Origin of the sequence: Pseudomonas sp. SIMBA_067 (genome assembly GCF_046534675.1) — a bacterium.
Lineage (GTDB): Bacteria > Pseudomonadota > Gammaproteobacteria > Pseudomonadales > Pseudomonadaceae > Aquipseudomonas > Aquipseudomonas putida.
Genome location: NZ_JAWRYH010000232.1, coordinates 1 through 300, shown reverse-complemented (window position 1 = coordinate 300; position 300 = coordinate 1). Strand labels below are relative to the sequence as shown.

Below are 300 nucleotides of genomic sequence, written 5' to 3'. Positions count from 1 at the left end.
AGTTAGGGCTGTACTTCGCATTCGTGTTGGACGCCCGATATTTCCAGGCAAACACCACGGCCATCAGGACTGCGGGGATGACGACGATCAACATCAGGCCAAAGGCAGTCAGTATCAGCGAACGTTGCTCCAGTGCAATCTGTCCTTTGGGATTTAACAATGCACTATCGCAGCCACTCATTAATAAAGTGCCTGCAATTAATGACAAAATCCCCAAACTTTTATTGTATTTACTGAGTCTCATTTAACGACCTCAATGACAAAGGGCTCTATTGTCGTTTAAGTGTGCGCGCATTTTAC

1 pseudogene is annotated in these 300 nt (G+C 45.7%); it reads right to left on the bottom strand.

The features are described 5' to 3' along the window. Positions 1 to 244: pseudogene (locus tag SB765_RS28875) on the bottom strand (cytochrome ubiquinol oxidase subunit II); the annotation flags it as partial. Positions 245 to 300 lie beyond the last annotated feature (56 nt).